The organism is Micrococcus sp. TCR-5 (assembly GCF_052220525.1).
GTDB lineage: Bacteria > Actinomycetota > Actinomycetes > Actinomycetales > Micrococcaceae > Micrococcus > Micrococcus luteus.
This window is the reverse complement of the sequence record NZ_JBQPDO010000002.1, coordinates 188,834-209,713: the sequence shown is the minus strand read 5'-3', so window position 1 is coordinate 209,713 and position 20,880 is coordinate 188,834. Positions and strand designations below refer to the sequence as shown.

Genomic DNA, 20,880 nt, shown 5'->3' with positions numbered 1-20,880 from the left:
CGTCGGAATACCACCCGAAACCGCCCCCAAACGCAGGGTCAGCGCCCCAGGGTCAGTGCCCCCGGGTCAGCGCTGCGGGTACTGGCGCAGCTGCTCGCCCACGTAGATCTGGCGCGGGCGGCCGATCTTGGTGGCCGGGTCCTCCATGAGCTCGCGCCACTGGGCGATCCAGCCGGGCAGGCGGCCCAGGGCGAAGAGGACGGTGAACATCTTCTCCGGGAAGCCCATGGCCTTGTAGATCACGCCGGTGTAGAAGTCGACGTTCGGGTAGAGCTTGCGCTCCACGAAGTAGTCGTCGGCGAGGGCCTTCTCCTCGAGACGCTGGGCGATCTCCAGCAGCTCGTCGTTGCCGCCCATCTTGCCCAGGATGTCCTCGGCGGTCTTCTTGATGATCTTGGCCCGCGGGTCGTAGTTCTTGTACACGCGGTGCCCGAAGCCCATCAGACGGACGCCGTCCTCCTTGTTCTTCACCTTCTCCATGAAGTCCTCGGGCGTGATGCCCTCCGACTTGATCTTCCGGAGCATGTTCAGCACGGCCTCGTTGGCGCCACCGTGCAGCGGGCCGTAGAGGGCGTTGATGCCGGCGGACACCGAGGCGAACAGGTTGGCCTGGGTGGAGCCGACCAGGCGCACCGTCGAGGTGGAGGCGTTCTGCTCGTGGTCCGCGTGCAGCATGAGCAGCAGGTCGAGGGCCTTGACCACGTCCGGGTCGATGTCGTATTCCTCGGCCGGCACGCCGAAGCACAGGCGGAGGAAGTTCTCCACGTAGTTCAGCGAGTTGTGCGGGTACATGAACGGCTGGCCCAGCGACTTCTTGAACGCGTAGGAGGCCAGCACCGGCAGCTTGCCCAGCAGACGCACGGTGGAGATGTGGACCTGCTCCGGGTCGTGCGGGTCCAGGGAGTCCGGGTAGAACGTGGACAGCCCGGACACGGAGGAGGACAGCACCGGCATGGGGTGCGCGTCCCGCGGGAAGCCGTTGAAGAACAGCTTGAGGTCCTCGTGCACCATGTTGTGGCGCAGGATGTTGGTCTCCCAGGCCTCCAGGGTCTCCTTGGACTCGGGCAGCTCGCCGTAGATCAGCAGGTAGGCCACCTCCATGAAGGAGGAGTGCTCGGCGAGGTCCTCGATGGCGTAGCCGCGGTAGCGCAGGATGCCCTGGTCACCGTCGATGAACGTGACGGCCGACTTGGCGTTCGCCGTGTTCATGAAGCCCGGGTCGTAGGTGACGTCGCCGGTCTCCTTCAGGAGCGGGGCGATGTTGATGCCGTTGTTGCCCTCTGTGGCGTGCTCGACGCCCAGGTCCAGGCTCTGCTCGCCGACGGTCAGCCGGACGGACTCGTGATGGGTCACGGGTGTGCTCCCTCGTCTTGTCTTCTCGATGGCCCGGGTTCACGCGCCGGCGTGGGCGCGCCCACACGGGGACGACTCTGCTCCAAACTATCAAGGACCGGCCCGGGACGCGCGGTCGCTTCCCCCGACGACGGCCCCCGACCCCGGCTCAGCCGGTCCGCGGCCCGCGGGCGGTGAGTCTCGCCGCGGCCCGGGCGACCGCCTCGTCCGTGGCGGTGATCGCCACGCGGACGTAGCCGTCGCCGCCAGCACCGTAGAACACGCCGGGCCCGGCGATGATGCCCAGGTCCGCCAGTTCGCCCAGCAGGTCCCACGAGTCCTGCGCCGTGGCGTCGGCCGGATCCAGGTCCGCCCGCCGGGTCCACAGGTACAGCCCCGCCTCGGAGTGGTCCACCGTGTGGCCGGAGGCCTCCAGGGCGGTGCGCAGCGCGTCCCGACGGCGGCGGTAGCGGTCCTTCTGCTCCGCGACGTGCGCGTCGTCGGCCAGGGCCACGGCCATCGCGTGCTGCACCGGGGCGGGCACGATCATGCCCGCGTGCTTGCGGGTGTTGACCAGGGTCGCCACGAGCTCCGGATCCCCCGCGGCGAACGCGGCGCGGTAGCCGGCGAGGTTGGACTGCTTGGACAGCGAGTAGACGCTCAGCAGGCCCGTCAGGTCGCCGCCGGAGACCTCGTCGGACAGGATGCAGGGCACGACGGCCCCGTCCCACGCGTCCCAGCCGAGCTCGGCGTAGCACTCGTCCCCGCACACCACGGCGCCCACGGCGCGGGCGGCGTCGACCGTGCGGCGCAGCGCCGCCGCGTCCAGCACGGCGCCGGTGGGGTTGGCCGGCGAGTTGGTCCACACGAGGCGCACCCGCTCACGCACCTCGGGCGCCAGCGCGTCGAGGTCGTCCGCGGCCACGGCCTCCGCCCCGGCCAGCAGCGCGCCCACCGCATAGGTGGGGTAGGCGGCCTCGGGGTGGACGACGACGTCGCCTGCACCCAGCCCGAGCAGCGTGGGCAGCCACGCGATGAACTCCTTGGACCCGACCGTGGGCACCACGGCCGCCGGGTCCAGCCCGGGCACCCCGCGGCGCCGGGCGTACCAGTCGACGACGGCGCGGCGCAGGGCGTCCGTGCCGTGCGTCGTCGGGTAGCCGTGCGCGTCGGCGGCCTCGGTCAGGGCCCGGCGGATCAGCGCCGGCGTCGGATCCACGGGCGTGCCGATGGACAGGTCCGCGACGCCGTCCGGGTGGGCGGCGGCACGCTCACGGTAGGGGGTGAGCGTGTCCCACGGGTAGTCCGGCAGCGTCAGCATGGGGCTCAGGCGTCGGCGTTCTGCAGGGGCAGGGCGGAGATGATCGGGTGGTCCTTGGCGATCATGCCCAGCTTGGCGGCCCCGCCCGGGGAGCCCAGGTCGTCGAAGAACTCGACGTTGGCCTTGTAGTACTCGGCCCACTCGTCGGGGGTGTCGTCCTCGTAGTAGATGGCCTCGACGGGGCACACCGGCTCGCACGCACCGCAGTCGACGCACTCGTCCGGGTGGATGTAGAGCATGCGCTCACCCTCGTAGATGCAGTCCACGGGGCATTCGTCGATGCACGCCTTGTCCTTGACGTCCACACACGGCAACGCGATCACGTAGGTCATGGCTGACCGTCCACCTCTCTCTGGGCACGGGGTTGCGGGGCTGCGGTCCAGGGTACTCGCTCCCCCGGACGCGTTTCGCGGGCGGTCACAGTGGCCCGGCAGGGGCGCGTGGCGGCCTCGGCGGCCTCCGCGGGTCGGCGGTCCAGCCGCCGGCCCGCGGCCAACAGGACCATACCGAGCACCGGCTGGCCGACGTTCCAGGCCACGGAGGCGACGACGGCGCCCGGCGCCGCCGCCCACAGGCCGGCCGTCCAGGACAACCCCAGGGCGTCGTCCACCGGCAGGCGCTGCAGGGCCAGGACGGCGGTGAACGCGCCGGCGACGACCGCGGCCCCCGCCGGCAGGGCGCGCCCGCCGCGGCCCGCGCGTCGGACCATCCACCAGCGCTGTGTCGAGCCCACGAGCACAAGCGCCAGCACCGCACCCCAGGGCAGGGTCCAGCCGCCCGGCAGGGAGGCCAGGTTCAGATGGACGGCGGTGCCGAGCGCGCCGGCGACGACGCCGAGCAACGCCCCGCCCACCACGTCGGCGGGCCGGGCGCGGCGGCGGGGACGCTCAGGCACGGGCGCGGGCGCGCGCGGCCTTCAGGCGCTCATTGGCGTCCAGGACGACCTTGCGGATGCGGATGTCCTCGGGGGTGATCTCCACGCACTCGTCCTCGCGGGCGAACTCGAGGGACTCCTCGAGGGTGAGCCGGCGCGGGGGCGTCAGGCCCTCGAACGACTCGGAGGAGGCCGCACGCATGTTGGTGAGCTTCTTCTCCTTGGTGATGTTCACGTCCATGTCGTCGGCGCGCGAGTTCTCGCCCACGATCATGCCCTCGTACACCTCGGCGCCGGGCTGCACGAAGAAGGTGCCGCGCTCCTGCAGGTTGATCATGGCGAACGGCGTGGCGGTGCCCGCCCGGTCGGCCACGAGGGAGCCGTTGGTGCGGTACTCGATCTCACCGGTCCACGGCTCGTAGCCGGCCGCGTAGGAGGAGGCGATGCCCGCGCCGCGGGTCTCGGTGAGGAAGCGGGTGCGGAAGCCGATCAGGCCGCGGGCCGGTACCAGGAACTCCATGCGGATCCAGCCCGTGCCGTGGTTGGACATCTCCTGCATGCGGCCCTTGCGGGCGGCCATGAGCTGCGTGACCGCGCCCATGAACTCCTCGGGGATGTCGATGGTCATGCGCTCCATCGGCTCGTGGACCTTGCCGTCCACGGTCCGGGTGACCACCTGCGGCTTGCCCACGGTGAGCTCGAAGCCCTCGCGGCGCATCTGCTCGACGAGGATGGCCAGGGCGAGCTCGCCGCGGCCCTGCACCTCCCACGCATCCGGACGCTCGGTGGGGAGCACCTTGAGCGAGACGTTGCCGATCAGCTCCTTGTCCAGGCGGTCCTTCACCTGGCGGGCCGTGACCTTGGCGCCCTTGACGCGGCCGGCCAGCGGGGAGGTGTTGATGCCCACGGTCATGGATATGGCCGGGTCGTCCACCGTGATCAGCGGCAGCGGCTTCGGGTTCTCCGCGTCGGTGAGGGTCTCGCCGATCATGATGTCCTCGATGCCGGCGACGGCGACGATCTCGCCCGGGCCGGCCTCCTCCGCGGGCACGCGCCCGAGGCCCTTGGTGGCCAGCAGCTCGGTGATCTTCACGGTCTTCAGGGCGCCGTCCTGGCGGGCCCACGCGACCTGCTGGCCCTTGCGAAGGGTGCCGTTGAAGATGCGCAGCAGCGCGAGGCGGCCGAGGAACGGGGAGGCGTCCAGGTTGGTGACGTGCGCCTGGAGGACCTCGCCCTCGGTGTAGGACGGGGCCGGGATGTGCTCCATGATCACGTTGAAGAGGGCCTCGAGGTCCTCGGCCTCCGGCAGGGCGCCGTCGGCGGGCTGGGTCAGGGAGGCGCGGCCGGCCTTGCCCGAGGCGTAGACGACGGGGACGTCCAGCACCGAGTCGAGGTCCAGGTCCGGGTCCTCCTCGGCCAGGTCCGAGGCCAGGCCGAGCAGCAGGTCCATGGAGTCGGAGACGACCCCGTCGATGCGCGCGTCCGGGCGGTCCGTCTTGTTGACCACGAGGATCACGGGCAGCTTGGCCGCGAGGGCCTTGCGGAGCACGAAGCGGGTCTGGGGCAGCGGGCCCTCGGAGGAGTCCACGAGCAGCACGACGCCGTCCACCATGGACAGGCCGCGCTCCACCTCGCCGCCGAAGTCGGCGTGGCCGGGGGTGTCGATCACGTTGATGGTGACGGTCTCGCCCTCGGGGGCGGACGGGCCGGAGTAGAACACCGTGGTGTTCTTGGCGAGGATCGTGATCCCCTTCTCCTTCTCCAGGTCCCCGGAGTCCATGACCCGCTCGGCGACGTCGCCGTGCGTGTTGAAGGCACCGGTCTGGCGCAGCATGGCGTCCACCATCGTGGTCTTGCCATGGTCCACGTGGGCCACGATGGCCACGTTGCGCAGATCGGAGCGGCGGGTTTCGGTCGAGGTCATGGGCGTCCTGTCCGGTTCGACATCAAAGGGGTGGAGGCACACGACGACGGCGGCCCCCGTGCGATTGTACGCGCAGGGGCCGCCGTGGACAGGCGGGCCGGTGGGCCCGGGGTCGGCGGCGGGACGCGCCCGCCGCCGACCCGCGCGGTCAGTAGACGCCCTCGCCGAGGGAGGCGAGGAACTCGCGGCGCTCCTGGCGACGCTCCGCCTGCTGGTCCGGGTCCGGCACGGGCGCCGCCGCCAGGAGGCGACGGGTGTACTCCTCCTTCGGACGGTGGAGCACCTCCTCCGTGGGGCCCTGCTCCACCTGGCGGCCGTCCTTGAGGACGAGCACCTTGTGGGCCAGCATGTCCACCACCGCGAGGTCGTGGGACACGAACAGGCACGCGAACTCGTAGCGCTGCTGCAGCTCCGCGAACATGTCCAGCACGGCGGCCTGGACGGACACGTCCAGGGCCGAGGTCGGCTCGTCCGCGATGAGCACCTGGGGGTCCAGGGTCAGGGCGCGGGCGATCGAGATGCGCTGGCGCTGACCGCCGGAGAGCTCGTGCGGGTACCGGTTCACCACGGAGCGCGGCAGACGCACCGCGTCCAGCAGCTCCTCGGCGCGGGCCAGGCGCGAGCGCCGGTCCCCCACCTTGTGCACGACCATCGGCTCGGTGATGATGTCGCCGATCGGGAACCGCGGGTCCAGCGAGGCCGCCGGGTCCTGGAAGACCACGCCGATGTTCTTGCGCAGGGCGCGCTGCTCGGCCTTGGGCATCGTCGCCAGGTCGTGGCCCTGGATGCGCAGCGAGCCCTCCGCGATGGTGAGCAGGCCGAGGACCGACTTGGCGATGGTGGACTTGCCCGAGCCGGACTCGCCCACCAGGCCCAGGATCTCGCCCGGGGCCACCTGGAAGCTGACGTCGTGGACCACGCGGTTCTTCTTGCCGCGGTGGTCGTACTCGAGGTGGAGGTTCTCCGCCTCGATCGCGTACCGGGCCTGCGTCTGCGTGGCCGTGACCGGCTCCGGCTCTGCCACCTCGAGGGGCTCGCCGAGGCGCGGCACCGCCGAGAGCAGCTTCTGGGTGTACGGGTGCCGGGCGTGCTGGAGCACCTGGTGCACCGAGCCCTGCTCCACGAGCTCGCCGTGGAGCATCACGCACACCCGGTCCGCCATGTCCGCCACCACGCCCATGTTGTGCGTGATGAGCAGGATGCCGGTGTTCATCTTGTTCTTCAGGGAGCGCAGCAGCTCCAGGATCTCGGCCTGGACCGTCACGTCGAGCGCCGTGGTGGGCTCGTCCGCGATGATCACCTTCGGCGAGCAGCTGATCGCCATCGCGATGACGATGCGCTGGCGCTGGCCGCCCGAGAACTGGTGGGGGTACTGCTTGAGCCGGGTGGCGGCGTCGGGGATGCCCACCATGGTGAGCAGCTCGACGGCGCGCTTGTCCGCCTCGGTGCCGTAGGCGATGCCGTGCAGCTCGAGGGCCTCCGTGAGCTGGTCGCCCACGGTGAGGACGGGGTTCAGGGCCGTCATGGGCTCCTGGAACACCATCGCCACCTCGTCGCCGCGGATGTCGCGCAGCTGCCCCGGGGTCATGGTGAGCACCTCGCGGCCGGCCAGCTTCACGGAGCCGGTGATGTCCGCATTGCCCGGGAGCAGGCCCATGGCGGTGGCGCTCGTGACGGACTTGCCGGAGCCGGACTCGCCCACGAGGGCGACGACCTCGCCGGGCTTGACGTCGAACGTCACGCCCTTGACCGCGTGCACCTCGCCGAACTCGGTCGCGAACTTCACGTCCACGTCGCGGAAGGCGAGCACCGGCTCGCCGCCCAGGTCGTCGTGGCGGGCCACGACGCCCATCGCGCTCGTCGCGGGGCCCGGAGGCACGCCGCCGGCGCCGGAGGAGCCGGGCACGGCGGCGCCGCGCGCCTCGAGGTCGGCCGACGACGCCGCGTGCGAGCCCTGCCCGCCGGCGGTCACGTCGTTCTGGTTCTTCTTGCCGAACATGGATCGGCCTTTCTTGTCGTTCGCGCTCATCGCTGACCGTCCTCGTCCGCGTCGGAGATCCGTGCGGATCCGCCGGCCGCCTCCACGGGGGCCTCGATCCGGCCGGCCGTCGGGGCCGCGGCCAGACCGCCCGCCGTCGTCGCACCGGCCTCGGTGGCGGCCGCGCGGCGGCCGAAGAAGCGGGGCCTGCGGTGGGCGCCCGCACCCTGGCGCGGGTCGAAGGCGTCGCGCAGGCCGTCACCGAGGAAGTTCACGGACAGGGCGATCGCGAGGATGATCATGCCGGGCCACCAGAACAGCCACGGACGGGTGGTGAACGCGTTCTGATAGTCGGAGATGAGCAGGCCCAGAGACGAGTCCGGCGCCTTCACGCCGAAGCCGAGGAAGGACAGCGAGGTCTCCAGCAGCACCGCGCCCGCGATGGCGAACGTCGCGTTCACGACGATCACGCCGATCGTGTTGGGCAGCAGGTGCTTGAAGATCAGGCGGCCCGGCTTGGCGCCCATGGCGACGGCGGCCGCCACGAACTCCTTCTCGCGCAGGGACAGGACCTCGCCGCGCACGAGGCGGGCCAGGGACGTCCAGGACACGAGGCCGAGCACCACCGCGAGCGGGAGGATGCCCATCTTCATGCCGCTGGCCATCTGGCCGAGCACCGCGGCGAGCACGAGCAGCGGGATGACGATGATCAGGTCGGTCAGGCGCATCAGCACGGAGTCGACCCAGCCGCCGAAGTAGCCGGACACGGCGCCGACGACCGCGCCGATCACGGTGGAGAGCAGGCCCACGATGGCCGCGATGATCATGGACTGCTGGGTCCCGCGCATCACGAGGGCGAAGTAGTCCTTGCCCGTGGTGTCCTGGCCGAAGGGATGCTCGCCCCAGCGGATGCCCTCGCCCCCGAAGGCCTGCGGCACGACCGACAGCGTCGGGCGACCGCCGTTCACCACGGAGGCCGCGGCCGTGTAGGACTTGTCCCACCAGCCGGGGATGCCGGCGAAGCCGATGGAGGAGAACGCCATCAGCGTGATGAAGACCAGCACGATCAGGGAGATCATCGCCGCCTTGTGGCGGAAGAACCGCTTGCGGACCAGGGCACCCTGGGAGTAGGACTTCCCGGCCTTGGCGCGGAGCTTGGCGTCCTCCGCCTCCGCGAGGTCGAAGATCTGCTTCTCGTCGAGCTGCGCGCCCGTCGTCGAGGAGTTGTTGGTGGTCATCTGGCTCACACTCGAATCCGGGGGTCGAGGACGGCGTAGAGCACGTCCGCCACGAGGTTCATCAGCACGGCGGCGGTGCCCGTCACGAGGAAGAACGCCATCACGGGCATGGGGTCCACGTCGCGCAGGCCGGTGGCGAACAGCTCGCCCATCCCCTTCCAGCCGAACACCTGCTCCGTGATCACGGCGCCGCCGATCAGGCCGGCGAAGTCGAAGGCCATGATCGTGGTGATGGGGATCAGGGAGTTGCGGAACGCATGCTTCAGGATCACCTGGCGCTCCGGCAGGCCCTTGGCGCGCGCGGTGCGGATGTAGTCCTGGCGCGAGACCTCGAGCATGGAGGAGCGCGTGTACCGCGAGTACGTGGCCACCGAGATGATGGTCAGCAGGATGGTGGGCAGCAGAAGCTGCGCACCGCGGTCCAGGAACACCACCCAGAAGTGGGCGTCCAGGTTCGGGGTGCCCGAGCCGATCGTGGAGATCGGGCGCGGCTTGACCTTCAGGAAGGTCGGCCAGTAGTTCATCAGGTGCTCCGCCACGATCGCCACGCCCATGATCAGGGCGGTCACCAGCGAGGCGGACACGGCCGAGCCCTTGGAGAAGCCGCCGAGCAGGCGGCCCACCAGGATGGCCACCAGCACGAGGATGACGCCGAGGCCGGCCAGCAGCAGCGCGGACGGCGTCCGCCACAGCAGGCTGTAGGTGGCGTAGTAGGCGACGAGGCCGATCGCGGCCGTGACCAGGGCGGCCTTGAGGACCGATCGGTTGCGCAGACCGGAGATCACCGCGGTGGCGCCGACGGCGGCGGCCAGGCCGATGACCAGCTGCACGACCGGGCCCATCTGCGGATGCCGCCAGAAGTCGACGGCGAACAGCACCCAGCCGGCGAGCAGGATGAACGCGGCGGTGGCGCCGAACGTGAAGGCGCGCCGCCTGAGGTCGCCCGCCATGACGGCCTGCAGGACCAGGCCCGCGAGGACGGCGACCCCGATGAGGAGGGGCCAGTTCAGCTCGGGGCTGCGGATCCAGTCGTTGAACCGGATCCCCATGTACTCCTTCAGGAGGACGGCCGCCCAGAACACGGGCAGCGAGAAGAAGAGGAAGATCAGGAACGTGACCACGTAGTCGAGACCGGAGTACTGGCGGATCGCGGTGATGATGCCGATCGCGATGCCGATGATGATCGCCAGGACGGTCGCGAGCACCACGAGGCGCAGCGTGGAGGCCGCGGCGTTGCTCAGCAGGTCACCGACGGACTGACCGTTCCGGCTGAGGCCGAGGTCGCACTGACCGGTGACGCAGCCGCCGATGCCCTGGAGCCAGTCCCAGTACCGGGCGTACCAGGGCTGGTCCAGCCCCATGAATTCGGTGCGGGCGGCGATGAGGGTCTCGCGGTTGGGGTTCTGTGACTCTCGCAGGTCCTGGAGGGGGTCACCCGAGTGGGCCACGAGGAAGAAGAGCAGGATCGACGCGCCGAACAGCACCAGGAGGGAGCTGCCGAGGCGCTTGAGGATGAATTTCAGCACAACAGGGGGTGACCTTCCGTGCGAGTGCAAGGGAAAGGGAGGGGTGCGGGTTTGCCGCGGTTCACGGCCAGAGCCCGGCCGGTGCCCGGCCGGGCTCTGTCCTCGATCCCGACGCCGGCGGTCCGCGGGAGGCGGACCGCCGGGTCAGAGGTCAGCGGGGCGTCACTCCTGGACGCGGACCCACTGCTCCACGTTCCACAGCGCACCCGACTGGGCGGCGGTGTCGCGCACGTTGGCGACGTCGGCCTTGTGGCCGACCAGACCCGGGTGAGCGTACAGCGGGATGGCCTGGAAGTCCTCCCAGAGCAGCTTCTCGATGGTCTTGACCTGCTCGAGCTGCTCGTTCTCGTCCAGCGAGGTGGCGAGCTTGTCCCAGGCCGCGTCCACCTCGGGGTTGTTGTAGCTCTGCTGGTTCTGGGCGCCGTCCGACTGGTAGATGTTCGCGCCGGAGGCCTTCTGGCCCGAGCCGGCCCAGGCGTAGAGGGCGGCGTCGTAGTCACCGGCCGGCATGACCTCCTTGAAGAACACCGGCGAGTTGGCGTCCTGCACGTCGAAGCCGGCCTGGTCGCAAGAGCTCTTGATGAGCGCGACGGTCTCGGTACGACGCTGGTTGCCGGCCTGGTAGCCGAGGCGGACCGTGGGCTTGGAGACGCCCGACTTCTCGACGAGCTCCTTCGCCTTCTCGATGTTCGGCTCGTCCATCTCCTTCGGGTAGGCCTCGTCCACGACCTCCTGGTACTTGTCCTGGAAGGGGAAGACCTCGCGCAGGTTCATGACCTGGGCGTCCGCATAGATCGGCTTGATCAGGTTGTCCACGATCTGCTGGCGGGGCAGGCAGAGGGCGAAGGCCTCGCGCAGCTCCGGGGAGTCCGCGAAGACGGAGCCCTCGCCGCGGTTGTAGTCCACGTGCTCCCAGGTCAGCTGGTCACCGGTCTGGACGTTGACGTCGTCGCCGAGGCCCTCGAGCTGCTGGAGGGTGTCCACGGTGGCCTGCGGCTCGATGACGTCGAGGTCGCCGTTCTGCAGGGCCTGCACGTGGGTCTTCGGGTCGGCGAAGCGGAGGACGAGCTCCTTGGTGGCCGGCGGGGTGCCCCAGTACTCGGGGTTGGCCTCGAGAGTGATGGACTGGCCGGCCTGCCAGCCGCCGTCCTTGAACTTGTAGGAGCCCATGGAGGGCACCAGCGAGGCGTCCGGCAGCTCGCCGGGGCTGAAGTCCCAGCCGTCGTTCCAGAACTCGGCCGCCGGGGTGAGCGCCTCGACGTCCTTCTCCTTCGCGGCAGTGACGAGCTCCTCGAAGCTCATGCCCGCCTCCTCGGCGACGATGTGCGCCGGCAGTGCGGTGCTGATGAGGATCTCCCAGTCCGCGTAGGGCTCCGGGTAGGTGACGGTGAACTCCTTGCCGTCGGCCTCGCCCTCGGGCGCCTCCGGGATGTACTTGCCCTGCTCGAAGGAGATCGAGTCGAACAGCGGGGTCTCGGAACCCTCCGCCTTGACCGTGTCGTTGTTCGCGGCCCAGTGGAAGATGAAGTCGCCCGCGGTGACGGGGGTGCCGTCAGACCACTTGGCGTCGTCGCTGATGGTGTACTTCACGGTCAGCGGGTCGTCCGAGGTCTTCTCGTACGTGCCGAAGTCCTCGTTCGGGATGATCGAGCCGTCGGTGCCGAAGTACCAGAAGGACGAGAACATGCGGTCCACGACGGCCGAGTTGTACGTGGTGTACGTGTTCGACTGCAGGCCGTTGTAGGACAGGAAGTCATCGGCGCCCACCGAGTAGGCGATGGAGCCGTCCTGGGTCTCGACGTCGCCCAGGTCGGCCATCTCCGGCCCGGAGGCCTCGGCGGTGAGCTTCTGGCCCTTGTCCCCTTCGACGACGTTGCCGGCGCCCGAGTCGCCGCCCTGGCTGGCGCCGGAGCCGTTGCTGCTGGAGTCGTCTGCATTGCCGCCGCCCGGGGCGCATGCGGAGAGGATGAGGGCCGAGCCGGCGGCCAGGGCCGCGGCAGCGGAGAGCTTCGTGTACTTCATGGAAGATGCTTCCGTTCATGAGAGGTGCAAGGACGTCCCGCATCCGCATCCCTGTGGGGATCCGATGGTGCGAGGCGACCCCCGGGCCGTTCCGTCGAGACGGGACGGCCCGTGAGATGGACCACACTGTAGCGGGCACATTCCGATTCGCGAAAGTCCGGATCCGGATCTGGATCCGTCTCCGCCGTGTCGCACAGCGGTCGCCGGCACCCCGGCAGGCCCCGGCCCGGGGCCGCTCCGCCCCAGCGCCGGCGCGGTCAGCGACGACGGTCCGCCAGCAGCGTCCGCACGGCCCACGCCCCGCCCATGCCATGGACGCCGGCGCCCGGCGGGGTGGAGGCGGAGGCCAGATAGAGCCCGGCCCGGCCCGCCCGGTGCGGCCGGATCGACGCGGTGGGGCGCAGGAGCGCACGTGCTCCCGCGAGCGATCCCCCCGCGATGTCACCGCCCACGAGGTTCGGGTTCCACGCCTCCAGATCGGCCGGGCGCATCGCGACCGCGGCCTCGATCCGGTCCCGGAAGCCGGGTGCGTGCCGCTCCACTTCCGCCTCGATCAGCGGACGGACGTCGCCGGGGTGGCCGTGGGGCACATGGGCGTAGGACCAGACGACCGTGTGCCCCTGGGCGGGCCCGGTGGCCCGTGAGGGGTCCGCCGCCTGCTGCTGACAGAGCATGACGAAGGGCCGCGCCGGCATCCGGCCGGCCGCGACGTCGTCCTCGGCCCGCCGGATCTCGGCGGCCGTCCCGCCCAGGTGCACCGTCCCCGCGCCCGCGAGCCGGGCGTCGCGCCACGGGATCGGCCCGTCGAGCAGGAAGTCGACCTTGGACACGGACGGCCCGGGGCGCCACCGGCGCAGGGCCGCGGCGTATCGCGGCGGCAGGCCCGTGCCGGCGACGCGCAGCACCTGGCGCGGGGTCAGGTCCAGCACGACGGCGTCCGCGGCGGGCAGCGCACGCAGGTCCGTGACCTCGTGACCCAGGTGCAGCCGCCCGCCGAGCGCCCGCAGCACCGCCACGAGCGCGTCGACGATCGCCCCCGACCCGCCGCGCGCCACCGGCCAGCCCGAGCTCATCCCGAGCGCACCGAAGAGCGCGCCGAACGCCGCCGTCAGGGGCCGGCTCGAGGGCAGGATCGCGTGGGCCGCCGAGCCTGTGAACAGGGCGCGGGCGGCCTCCGTGCGGAACATCGCCCGGCCCAGCAGATCGGCCGGCCACGGGGCGCGCAGGCCGAAGCGGGCCATCGCCACCGGATGGGGCGGGGGGCGCAGCACCGGGCCGAGCGCGCCCGCCAGGATCTCGTCGACGTGCGCGACCAGGGCCCCGTGCACGGCCCGCCAGGCCCGCGCGTCGACGCCGAGACCCGCGGCGGTGGCCTCGAGGTCCCGGTGCAGGAGGGCGGCCGGCCCGTCCGGCAGCGGATGTCCCATCGGCACGGCCGGGTGCAGCCAGGCGAGCCCGTGGTCCGTCAGCCCCAGCTCCCGGAACACGGGGCTGGCGACGCCGAACGGATGGCCCGCCGCCCCGAGGTCCACCACGGTCCCCTCCCCCAGCACCGGCGCGGACGCACACGCACCGCCGGGCACCGGGGCCCGCTCGAACACGTCCACCTCCCAGCCCTCGCGGGCCAGCAGGGCGGCGGCGGTCAGGCCGTTGGGTCCGGCGCCCACGACGACGGCGCGGCCCGGCTCGACGCCCCGGGGCAGGGCGAATCCGGGGCCGGTGGCGGTTTCGGTCATGGTCTCCTCCTGTAGTCCCTAGGATGGTCGCACCCCGCCCGCCGCCCGTCAGGAGGCCCTCCCCCGTGGACCCGTTCTGGACCGCGCTCGCTCTCACGACGTTCGCCGGGCTGGCCACGGTGCTGGGCGGCGTCCTGGCGATCGTCGGACGCGCGCCCTCGGGCCGCGGGCTGGGGGCCGCCCTCGGCCTCGCCGCGGGCGTCATGCTCGCGGTCTCCTTCCTGGAGATGCTGCCGGCCGCCGTCGAGGGACTGGGCGGGGCGGTCGGCCCCGCGGCGACCGCCGTCGCGGTGGCCGCCCTGACCCTCGGCGCAGGCGCCTACGTGCTGCTCGAGCGCGCCGTCCCCGACCCCGTCTCGGAGATGCCGGGCGACGCCGACGACCGGGCCGGCCTGGACCGGCGGCGGATGCTGCGCCTGGGCACGGTGACGGCCCTGGCGATCGGCCTGCACAATCTGCCGGAGGGCTTCGTCACCTTCGCCGGCACCCTGCAGGATCCGTCGGTGGGCCTCGCGCTGGCCGTCGCTATGGCCGTGCACAACGTTCCCGAGGGCGTGGCCGTGGCCGTGCCCGTGCGGCAGGCCACCGGATCGCGGCGCAGAGCCTTCGCGTGGGCCGCGTTCACGGGGATCGCGGAGCCGCTGGGCGCGCTGATCGGCTGGCTGCTGCTGGCCCCGTTCCTCACACCCGCGCTCGTGGCCGCCGTCTTCGCGGCCGTGGCGGGCGTGATGGTGACCGTGAGCCTCGACGCGCTGGTGCCCGCCGCCCGGGCGGCCGGGGGCCGCGCCGCGGCGCTGGGCGGCGTGCTGCTGGGCGTGGCCGCGATGGCCCTCTCGCTGGACCTGCTCTCCTGAGCGCCGGGGGGCCGGTCAGTTCACGAGGGCCGGCTGCAGGACCGCCTCGGCCTCGCGCACCCCGCCGTCGGCGGTGCGCCACTGGACGGTGATCCGGTCCCCCACGTTGTGGTCGTTGACCAGGCGGGACATCCGGGAGGCGTCGTCGCCGACGGCCCGCCCCTCGATCTCGAGGATCACATCGCCCTCCACCAGGCCGATCTGCTCGGCCGCCGAGCCCGCGTCCACCTGCATGACCACGACGCCGACGTCGGGATCCGCGCCGACCATGATGCCCAGGGCGCCGTCCGCGCCGATGCTCACGGTGTCCGTCTCCTCACCCGAGAGGACCTGGTCCACCACGTCGAAGGCCACCTCCAGCGGGATCGCGAAGCCGTCCACCTCGTCTGCGGTGGTCCCGTCGCTGGCCGCCACGGTCACGCCGACCACCTGGCCGGCGTCGTCCACCACCGGGCCGCCGGAGTAGCCGGGCACGACGTCCGCGTCCGTCTGGATCAGGCCGGACAGGCGCGCGTACTGATCGGTGCCCTCGGCCGCGGCCATGATCGAGCGGTCCGTGCCGAGCACGGTGCCGCGCACGGCCGTCAGATAGCCCTGGCCTCCGCCGTTGCCGACGGCGGCCACCTGGTCCCCGCGCCGCATCGGGTCCAGCGAGACGCTGGCCACCGGCAGGTCTGAGACGCCCTCGACATCGAGCACCGCGATGTCGTGCTCGGCATCGCGCCCGAGCACCGTGGCCGTGTGCCGCGCGCCGGTGTCCGCGACCACCACGTGCACCTCCGAGGAGTCCTCGACCACGTGGTAGTTGGTCACCGCCAGCCCGTCCGGGGAGAGCACCATGCCGGTCCCCGTGCCGGTGCGGGCGCCGAGAGCGGTCTCCACGAGGAGGATGCCCGGGGCGTCCGCGACCGGCTGGCCCGGGTCCAGGGACGAGCCGTCGTGGGCCGATGCGGACCAGTCCACCGTCACGCCGTCGTGGACGTGGGTCAGGCCCGCCGCGAGCTCGCCCGCCTCCCGGGCGGGGGCCTCGGCGGCGGGCACGGTCGGGGCGGAGTCCGCGGCGACGTCGACCAACCGGCCGGCGAGGAGCGCGGTGAGGCCCCCGGCCAGGACCAGCGCCCCGAGCACGCCGAACAGCGCGATGACGAACGCCAGGGGCGAGCGTCGTGCGCGCGGCGGCCAGCCCGGCGGCGTCACGCTCAGCCCCGGGCGGCCGCCAGGGCGGCCTCGTAGTCCGGCTCCTCGGAGATCTCGGGGACGAGCTGGGCATGACGGACCACGCCGTCGGCATCGACCACGACGACGGCGCGGGCCAGCAGGCCCTCGAGCGGACCGTCGGTCATTCGCGCGCCGTAGTCGTCGCCGAAGGACGAGCGGAACACGGAGCCGCTGCGGACGTGGTCGATGCCCTCGACCGAGCAGAAGCGCGCGGCGGCGAACGGCAGGTCCGCGGACACGGCCACGACGGTGGTGTCCCCGAGGTCCGCGACGCGGGAGTCGAACTCGCGGACGGAGGCGGCGCACACGCCGGTGTCCAGGGACGGGAAGATGTTCAGGATCACGCGGCGGCCGCGCAGCTCCCGCAGGGTCACCGGGGACAGGTCCGCCCCGGTGAGGGTGAAGTCGGGGGCGGGGGAACCCACCTGGGGCAGCTCACCGACGGTGTGGACGGGGGTGCTCTTCATGTGGGTCGTCGCCATGGGGACAGCCTAGGATGGGCGCGGCCGGACGGGAGCACTCCCCGCCCGGCTCGGCGGACGGCGAACACGGAGGGACCGACCATGACCGAGCCCATGACGTCCAACGTCACCGACACGGCCCTGCTGTTCGAGGGCGGGGGCATGCGCGCCGCGCTCACCTCGGCCGTGGTGGCGGAACTGCTGCGCGAGCGGATCCACGTGGACTTCGTGGCCGGCATCTCGGCGGGCTCGTCCAACGCCGTGAACTACCTGTCCCGCGACCCGGCCCGTGCGCGGCGCTCGTTCGTGGACTTCGCCGACGATCCTCGGTTCGGCAACTGGCTGAGCTTCGTGCGCGGCAAGGGCCTGTTCAACGCCGAGTACATCTACGAGCACGCCGGCCTGCCCGAGGCGGACCTGCCCTACGACTTCGCCACGTTCCGCGCGAACCCCGCCCGGCTCGTGCTGGGCGGGTTCGACGCCGCGAGCGGCGAGACCCGCTGGTGGGACCGCTCCGACATGACCACCCTGACCGACCTGATGGTCCGCGTCCGCGCGTCGTCCACGATGCCGGTCCTCATGCCCCCCGTGCACGCCGAGGGCACCGTGTTCGTGGACGGCGCCCTCGGCGTGGACGGCGGGATCCCGCTGACCGCGGCGGAGGACGCGGGGTTCGAGAAGGTCCTCGTGGTCCTGACCCGGGAGCGCGGGTACGTGAAGCGGCCCGAGCGGTTCCCCTCGTTCTATCAGCGCACCTTCCGGCGCTACCCCGCCGTCGCGGACGCGCTGCTCACGCGCTGGCGCCGGTACAACGCCACCCGCGAGCGCCTGTTCGAGATGGAGCGGCAGGGACGGGCCTATCTGTTCGTGCCCGAGACCATGCCCATCGCCAACGGCGAGCGGTCCGTGGCCAAGCTGGCCGCCGCCCACGAGCTCGGCCTGGACCAGGTGCGCCGCGAGATGCCCGCGATCCGCGCGTTCCTGGGGCTGCCGGCGTCCCGCTGAGCCGCGCCTGCTCCGAGCGGCGGGTCAGGCCTCGGCGCGGGCGGCCGAGTCCGGCAGGCCGAACACCGAGTCGAACGCATAGGCGTACACCGCGGCGTAGACGAGGAAGAACACGAGCAGGCCGGCCTCGATGAGGAACGCCTCCCCCAGCCCGATGCCGAGGATCAGCGCCACCGCGGGCACGAGGAACACGATCAGCCCGCCCTCGAAGCCGACGGCGTGGGCCACGCGCACCCACCAGGGCCGGCCCGTGATCCCGAGGCGGCGTTCGAGGGTCTCGAACACCGAGTTGAACACGATGTTCCACAGCAGGGCCACGGTCGAGGACACGACCGCCACGGCGAGCGAGGGCCCGCCGCCGTTGCCGAGCGCCGCCAGGATCACGGTGGTGAAGAGGATGGCGAGCAGCTCGAAGACCACCGCGTAGACCACGCGGCGCAGCAGGGGCGTCCGGAACACGCGGCGGCGCACGAGCGCGTCCCGGCCCCCCGGGCCCCGCGGCACGTCGGAGGGCGGCGTCGACACGGGGTCGACGCCCGGGCGGGCGCGGCGGGTCTCGGACACGGCGCCCAGCCTAGGGCTGGCACCGCGGGGCGCCGAATCCGGCGGAACCGGCCGCCCGCCGTCGTCGCTCCTCGATGAGGGGCGGGCGCGCCTTCACCGCGCCCCGGCCGCCTGCCTAGAGTTCGAGGCATGAAGCTCACCGATGACCTGCTGCAGAAGTTCAACGAACAGATCACCCTCGAGTTCGAGGCGTCCATGGTCTACCGCCAGCTCGCGATCGCCGCCGACGACCTGGACCTGTCCGGGATGGCCGCGTGGCTGCGGCACCAGGCGGACGAGGAGATCGTCCACGCGAACAAGTTCATCGACCACGTCGCCGACCGGGACAGCTTCCCGACGATCGGCGCCATCCCGGCCCCGCCCGTGCAGGCCGGCCTGTCGGCCCTGGAGATCTTCCGGGCCGCGCTCGCGCACGAGCAGAAGGTCTCCGAGGCGATCCGCGAGCTGTACCGGGCCACCGAGTCCGCGGGCGACCTCAACTCGCGCCCGCTGCTGAACTGGTTCCTGGACGAGCAGATCGAGGAGGAGGCCACCGTCTCCGAGATCGTGGGCCAGCTCGAGCTCGTCGGCGATGACGGCTCGGGCCTGCTCCGCATCGACGGCCGCCTGGGCTCCCGTCCCGTGGAGACCACCGAGAACGACGCCTGAGCCCACCGGCGGCCTCGTCGGCCGCGCACGCACCGGCCCGGTCCCCCACGGGACCGGGCCGGTGCGTGTCCGTCCCCGCCGCTATGCTCGACCTGCGCCCTGCCCGCGCACCGGCGCGCCCGTCGGCCCCACCCCAGGAGGAACCATGGTCGGACTCGTAGCCCTGCTCGACGACGTCGCCGCCCTCGCCCGCCTCGCCGCCGCGAGCGTGGACGACGTGGCCGCAGGGGCGGGACGCGCCGCGGCCAAGGCGGCGGGTGTGGTGGTCGACGACGCCGCGGTGACCCCGCAGTACATGGCCGGCGCAGCCGCGGCCCGCGAGCTGCCGATGATCTGGCGGATCACCAAGGGCTCCCTGCGCAACAAGCTCGTGTTCATCCTGCCCGCCCTGCTGCTGCTCGACTGGCTCGCCCCCTGGATCCTGCCGTGGCTGCTGCTGGCCGGCGGCACCTACCTGTCCTATGAGGGCGCGCACAAGGTGTGGGGCAAGCTCACCGGCCACGGGCATGCCGACGACGAGGAGCCCGCCGTCGAGCGGGGTCCGGAGGCCGAGGACACCGTGGTGCGCGGGGCCATCACCACGGACTTCATCCTGTCCCTGGAGATCATGGTCATCTCCATGAACGAGGTGGCCGACCTGGGCTTCTGGATGCAGGCGGCGGTCCTGGCGGTGGTGGCCGTCCTCATCACCGTGGGCGTGTATGGGGCCGTGGGGCTGATCGTGAAGATGGACGACGTCGGCCTGCACCTGCACCAGAACGCCTCGACCTCCGGCGGCCGCTCGTTCGGCGCCGGGCTGGTCAAGGCCATGCCGCACGTGCTGCGCGTGGTGACCGTCATCGGCACCGTGGCGATGCTCTGGGTGGGCGGCCACATCGCCCTCGTGGAGCTGGACGCACTGGGCGTGCCGTGGCCCTACGCCGTGCAGCACGGGATCGTCGAGCCCGTCACACACGCCGCCGGCGCGTTCCTCGGCTGGCTCACGGAGACTGCGACGTCGGCTGTGTGGGGCCTGCTCTGGGGCTCGGTCGCGCTCGGGGTGGTCCTGCTCGTCGGACGCCTGCGCGGGAAGAAGGCCGCGCCCGCCCACTGATGCGGCGGCTGACGGGTCTACTCCCACCCGCGCCCGACGCCGAGGCCCGCAGACGCGCCGCTACGCACGGAACGTAGCGGCGCGTCTGCGGGCCTCGGCGCTGTCTCCGTCTCCCGACGGGCCCCGTCAGTCGGCGGTGAGGAAGGTGCGCACCGCGGAGACGAAGGCCTCGGGCTGGTCGGCGTGCAGCCAGTGGCCGGCGTCCCGGACGGTCACGCGCACGACGCGCGGGAACAGCTCCTTCATCCGCGGCACGTCCTCGTCCTGGACGTAGTCCGACTCGGCGCCGGCCAGCCACAGCACAGGATGGTCGAACACGCGCTCCGGATCCTCGGGGACCACCGGGTCCGGGAACGAGCCGATCTCCCGCAGGTGCTCGAAGAGCATGGCCACGTTGGGCTGCCACGCGAAGTGGCCGGCCGTGCGCCGCAGGTTCTGCAGCAGGAAGCCGCGCACCCGCGCGTCGTGGACGTGCTCGGCCATGGCCGCGTCGGCCTCGGCCCGCGAGTCGTACGCGTCCAGGTCCATGCGCAGCATGGTGCCCAGCAGGTGCACGAACTCGTCCGTGGCCTGCGGTGAGAGCCGCGGGGAGATGTCCTCCACGATCAGCCGGTCCACGAGCTCCGGGTGCCGCAGGGCGAGCACCATCGCGACCTTGCCGCCCATCGAGTGGCCCAGCAGGTGGACCGGCCCGTCGGCGGCGAGGCCGGTGCGCAGGTGGGCGGCCACCCGGTCTGCGATCTCGCGGTAGTCCACCCGGTCCGTCCAGGGCGAGGCGCCGTGGTCCGGCAGATCGATCAGCTCCACCGTGAAGTCGTCGCCCAGCTCCTTGGCCGGGCCGGTGAAGTTCCGGCCGCGGCCCATGAGGCCGTGCAGGAACGCGACGCGGCGCGGGCCCTCCCCGATGCGGGTGGAGGCCAGGGGGGCGTCGGACGGGGCGGAGGCGGCGGTCGTGTTCACCCCACTCAGGCTAGCGCGGGACCGCACCGGCGCCTCCCCCGCCTTACAGTCATCTTGACCCTCTGAGATGGGCGGGAACAGTGTCATACTGACCAGAACAGCCCCGCCAGTCCACTCCGGGAGGTC

General features: G+C 72.0%; 18 protein-coding genes. 4 read left to right on the top strand and 14 right to left on the bottom strand.

Annotated features, from left to right (window positions below):
* Positions 1 to 66: 66 nt before the first annotated feature.
* From ACTSKS_RS02735 to ACTSKS_RS02690, 10 genes are all read right to left on the bottom strand, one after another.
* Complete coding sequence (locus ACTSKS_RS02735; protein WP_073117070.1) at positions 67 to 1,353, bottom strand: citrate synthase; 1,287 nt, start codon at positions 1,351 to 1,353, stop codon at positions 67 to 69.
* A 148-nt stretch (positions 1,354 to 1,501) separates the two neighbouring features.
* Complete coding sequence (gene dapC, locus ACTSKS_RS02730) at positions 1,502 to 2,653, bottom strand: succinyldiaminopimelate transaminase (protein ID WP_135039538.1); 1,152 nt, start codon at positions 2,651 to 2,653, stop codon at positions 1,502 to 1,504.
* 5 nt (positions 2,654 to 2,658) lie between these two features.
* Complete coding sequence (gene fdxA / locus ACTSKS_RS02725) at positions 2,659 to 2,985, bottom strand: ferredoxin (protein ID WP_002855160.1); 327 nt, start codon at positions 2,983 to 2,985, stop codon at positions 2,659 to 2,661.
* Positions 2,982 to 3,548, bottom strand: coding sequence for a hypothetical protein (locus tag ACTSKS_RS02720; RefSeq protein ID WP_206496550.1), 567 nt, complete (start codon positions 3,546 to 3,548; stop codon positions 2,982 to 2,984). The genes fdxA and ACTSKS_RS02720 overlap by 4 nt, the downstream gene beginning before the upstream one ends.
* Complete coding sequence (gene typA, locus ACTSKS_RS02715) at positions 3,541 to 5,451, bottom strand: translational GTPase TypA (protein WP_148408396.1); 1,911 nt, start codon at positions 5,449 to 5,451, stop codon at positions 3,541 to 3,543. The genes ACTSKS_RS02720 and typA overlap by 8 nt, the downstream gene beginning before the upstream one ends.
* Positions 5,452 to 5,599: 148 nt before the next feature.
* The gene (locus ACTSKS_RS02710; RefSeq protein ID WP_073117068.1) at positions 5,600 to 7,480 is read right to left on the bottom strand and encodes an ABC transporter ATP-binding protein; all 1,881 of its coding nucleotides are present in this window, start codon (positions 7,478 to 7,480) and stop codon (positions 5,600 to 5,602) included.
* On the bottom strand, positions 7,477 to 8,667 hold the full coding sequence (locus ACTSKS_RS02705) for an ABC transporter permease (protein ID WP_144826564.1): 1,191 nt from the start codon (positions 8,665 to 8,667) through the stop codon (positions 7,477 to 7,479). The genes ACTSKS_RS02710 and ACTSKS_RS02705 overlap by 4 nt, the downstream gene beginning before the upstream one ends.
* 5 nt (positions 8,668 to 8,672) lie before the next feature.
* Complete coding sequence (locus ACTSKS_RS02700; protein ID WP_095694777.1) at positions 8,673 to 10,193, bottom strand: ABC transporter permease; 1,521 nt, start codon at positions 10,191 to 10,193, stop codon at positions 8,673 to 8,675.
* Between the two features lie 162 nt (positions 10,194 to 10,355).
* Entirely contained in the window at positions 10,356 to 12,215 is a 1,860-nt protein-coding gene (locus tag ACTSKS_RS02695) for an ABC transporter family substrate-binding protein (protein ID WP_095694778.1), read from the bottom strand.
* A gap of 257 nt (positions 12,216 to 12,472) precedes the next feature.
* Complete coding sequence (locus ACTSKS_RS02690; protein WP_095694779.1) at positions 12,473 to 13,951, bottom strand: phytoene desaturase family protein; 1,479 nt, start codon at positions 13,949 to 13,951, stop codon at positions 12,473 to 12,475.
* 65 nt (positions 13,952 to 14,016) lie between these two features.
* On the opposite strand from ACTSKS_RS02690, the gene zupT reads away from it, so the two are divergent.
* Positions 14,017 to 14,805 (top strand): zinc transporter ZupT, encoded by a 789-nt coding sequence (gene zupT, locus ACTSKS_RS02685; RefSeq protein ID WP_442927272.1) that lies wholly within the window; start codon positions 14,017 to 14,019, stop codon positions 14,803 to 14,805.
* Positions 14,806 to 14,820: 15 nt separating this feature from the next.
* On the opposite strand, the gene ACTSKS_RS02680 is transcribed toward zupT, so the two are convergent.
* Positions 14,821 to 16,002 (bottom strand): S1C family serine protease, encoded by a 1,182-nt coding sequence (locus ACTSKS_RS02680; protein WP_095694781.1) that lies wholly within the window; start codon positions 16,000 to 16,002, stop codon positions 14,821 to 14,823.
* A gap of 2 nt (positions 16,003 to 16,004) precedes the next feature.
* Complete coding sequence (tpx, locus tag ACTSKS_RS02675) at positions 16,005 to 16,505, bottom strand: thiol peroxidase (RefSeq protein ID WP_442927271.1); 501 nt, start codon at positions 16,503 to 16,505, stop codon at positions 16,005 to 16,007.
* Positions 16,506 to 16,586: 81 nt separating this feature from the next.
* Between tpx and ACTSKS_RS02670 the strand changes: the two genes are divergently transcribed.
* The gene (locus tag ACTSKS_RS02670; protein WP_041105041.1) at positions 16,587 to 17,489 is read left to right on the top strand and encodes a patatin-like phospholipase family protein; all 903 of its coding nucleotides are present in this window, start codon (positions 16,587 to 16,589) and stop codon (positions 17,487 to 17,489) included.
* A 24-nt stretch (positions 17,490 to 17,513) separates the two neighbouring features.
* Here ACTSKS_RS02670 and ACTSKS_RS02665 read toward each other — a convergent pair whose 3' ends face one another.
* Positions 17,514 to 18,053: a PACE efflux transporter gene (locus ACTSKS_RS02665; RefSeq protein ID WP_041105039.1), complete on the bottom strand. Its 540-nt coding sequence runs from the start codon at positions 18,051 to 18,053 to the stop codon at positions 17,514 to 17,516.
* A gap of 129 nt (positions 18,054 to 18,182) precedes the next feature.
* Between ACTSKS_RS02665 and ACTSKS_RS02660 the strand changes: the two genes are divergently transcribed.
* Together ACTSKS_RS02660 and ACTSKS_RS02655 are read left to right on the top strand one after the other, a co-directional pair.
* Positions 18,183 to 18,701 (top strand): ferritin, encoded by a 519-nt coding sequence (locus tag ACTSKS_RS02660; protein ID WP_041105037.1) that lies wholly within the window; start codon positions 18,183 to 18,185, stop codon positions 18,699 to 18,701.
* A 145-nt stretch (positions 18,702 to 18,846) separates the two neighbouring features.
* Complete coding sequence (locus tag ACTSKS_RS02655; RefSeq protein ID WP_041105414.1) at positions 18,847 to 19,794, top strand: DUF808 domain-containing protein; 948 nt, start codon at positions 18,847 to 18,849, stop codon at positions 19,792 to 19,794.
* 126 nt (positions 19,795 to 19,920) lie between these two features.
* Here the strand turns inward: ACTSKS_RS02655 and ACTSKS_RS02650 are convergent, their stop codons facing one another.
* Positions 19,921 to 20,754, bottom strand: a complete 834-nt coding sequence (locus ACTSKS_RS02650; protein ID WP_442927270.1) for an alpha/beta fold hydrolase — start codon at positions 20,752 to 20,754, stop codon at positions 19,921 to 19,923.
* Between the last annotated feature and the right edge of the window lie 126 nt (positions 20,755 to 20,880).